Here is a 1,691-nt window from a genome sequence, read left to right on the forward strand (position 1 = left end):
CCTACATTATTCATAGTGGATTCATTTCAGGTTATCAAAACAGATATGGGGACAATCTGAAGCCTCCAACTAATGTCTATCATCGAATGACCGCTTGATGTAGAGTTATAATCCTGTCCGAAGCCTTGATTTCGGCATGCTCAGGTCTGATTATCACGTCCATTTTTATGGAGCGGATATGACTTATAAGTCCGATTACAGAATCGGACTCAGGTTGATTTCAGATTATTCCACTTGTCAGGCAGAGAGTCTCGTCAAGGCTTGCGACAAAGCTTCAAGGTGTCGATGGTGTGGGGAAAAGCTGAACCTTATAAAAGTCTTTTTTTCGACTATGAAGACGGCACTCAGCATAATCCGCTTCATGAAGCTGTCCATCGTGAAGGCGCCGACCTCTGTATTGGAGAAAGCCTTCGACCTGAGACGGTATGCGGTCACATATGCCGCGCCATATAGAAACAGCCGGAACATATTGGCTCTGAAAGAACTGCACGACATCCTGTCGGCTCGAAAATACTTCAGGTCTTTTATCCATAGCTCCATTGTGCCGCGCTTACAGTAACGTCGATATACTGTCTCGGGCTTGTTGTTACGGTTGCTTGTGACTATGAAGCGGACGTTTACACCCTTGTCGGAGACTTCGATTTTTGCAATCACCCTCTGTCTGTATTTCCATGATTTGGCTTTGTACTCAAAGCTGTAGTAACGGCGTACATCCTCATGGTGAAGTTCGAAATCCCCCTTGGCACGGCGCAATTGCTTGTCGATTTTCTTCATAAGCGCAGGATTGCCCGACAGCCCTGTGATAAATCTCACATAAAGATGTGTCTTGACCCAGTCCATAAACTCATGGCTGCAGAAATGACTGTCCCCGCGGAGTTCTATTATTGTGTGAGGCCATTCCTTATGGATGTATTCAATGACTCTGCGCAGTATACCGAAGATGTTCAGCGACTTGTTGCGTCGTCCCGGTCTCAGTAGAGGAAGTATCAGCTTGCCGTTCATACCGTCGAAAATAACCATCGGCATGTAGCAGTATTCGTCATAGTAATCATTGAACAGCGACAGCTGCTGCGCCCCGTATGTGTTGGCATTTGTATCGTCAACGTCAAGAATAATCTTACGCGGAGCTTTGTCGAAGGATGAGATGTAGTCCTTGACAAACAGTTCTGCTATTTTCCATAAGGTCCTTTTGTCAATATGATTCTCAAGCCGTGTCATCGTCGGTTGTGAGCACAGGCCGGGATCCGATGCCTTGCGGCCCACGCTCATCTTAAGGGCACTGTCGTGGCGCAGGCGGTCGCAGTCGTTGGCATCCTCGTAGCCGCACATTATCTGTCCGACACGCTGGCAGACCATCTCTTCGTAGGAATGCTGTACGAAAAGTTGATTTCGATAATCCGGAATTAGGCGCGCTATCTTTCGCGCTATGCTGTCTTTCATTAGACCGACAAGCACCAGTCCTCCATTGGACGAGATGTCCGGGGCATTGAAATCGACCTGAATTTTCCTGTCAGGAAGCACGTCTTGAAAAGAAAAAAGATTTTTCTCTTGACTGACTCCGTTATTTGTTGTATCTTTGCACATGAGAACGCCGGTATTAAGTTTATTTTTAACACCTTAAAGTTAATGCTTTTCTTGCAAATATACAAGAAGGGCGTTCTCTTTTTTGTGGAGACTATGAATTATTCAGG

1 protein-coding gene is annotated in these 1,691 nt (G+C 46.0%); it reads right to left on the bottom strand.

The genetic code is table 11. The features are described 5' to 3' along the window. Positions 1 to 237: 237 nt before the first annotated feature. Positions 238 to 1,584, bottom strand: coding sequence for an IS1380-like element IS616 family transposase (locus DW182_RS22005; protein ID WP_004295325.1), 1,347 nt, complete (start codon positions 1,582 to 1,584; stop codon positions 238 to 240). Positions 1,585 to 1,691: the final 107 nt, after the last annotated feature.

Source organism: Bacteroides sp. AM16-24 (assembly GCF_003471885.1).
In the GTDB taxonomy this organism is placed as follows: Bacteria; Bacteroidota; Bacteroidia; order Bacteroidales; family Bacteroidaceae; genus Bacteroides.

Coding starts and splice junctions, on each gene's coding strand:
- DW182_RS22005 (WP_004295325.1), bottom strand. CDS start 1,584: ATGTGCAAAGATACAACAAATAACGGAGTCAGTCAAGAGAAAAATCTT.